This is a genomic window from uncultured Microscilla sp. (genome assembly GCF_947493425.1).
Classification (GTDB): domain Bacteria; phylum Bacteroidota; class Bacteroidia; order Cytophagales; family Microscillaceae; genus Microscilla.
In genome coordinates this window covers 1-461 of record NZ_CANLRP010000491.1, presented here as the reverse complement: position 1 = coordinate 461, position 461 = coordinate 1, and the positions used below count along the sequence as shown (strand labels likewise).

The following is a 461-nucleotide window of genomic DNA, read 5'->3' as shown; positions in this document are numbered from 1 at the left end:
CCAGTGCCAAAGCACTGGCCATCAAAATGACCGGAAGAAAGGCACAGGAGTTTCGCCGGGGGACAGTGTATGCAGGCAAACCAGGCAATGTGTATGTGTTTATTGGCTGCGCCAGATGTTAAGGAAAGACCAGCGAAGGCTGGTTTCCTTATTTATACCACAGATTTAAACCATCAATCAATCAATGAAAATGACTTATTTTGAAAGACAAAGCTTTGGGGCAAGCGCAGGCGAAGCTTTTTGGGCAGCCTATAAAGAAGCCTACGAACAAGCCGGGGCAAACAGCGACTTGCACATCAGAACAAACTTTGAGGTCGTCCAAGCTCCCACCGGAGTAACCCCGCTCAAATACGCAGACTGGATCAGGCAAGCCTTTGATTCGCTGAAAGCAGATGCCAGCGAGTGGGACAAAAAACGTTACTTGCTTTTTGTACCCAAGGCACGGCAGGCAGAAGTGCTCA

At 48.8% G+C, this 461-nt stretch carries 1 protein-coding gene; it reads left to right on the top strand.

The genetic code is table 11. The features are described from left to right. Positions 1–184 precede the first annotated feature (184 nt). The coding region (locus tag Q0954_RS34455) for a hypothetical protein (RefSeq protein ID WP_299466757.1) at positions 185–461 on the top strand (277 nt) is incomplete at its 3' end.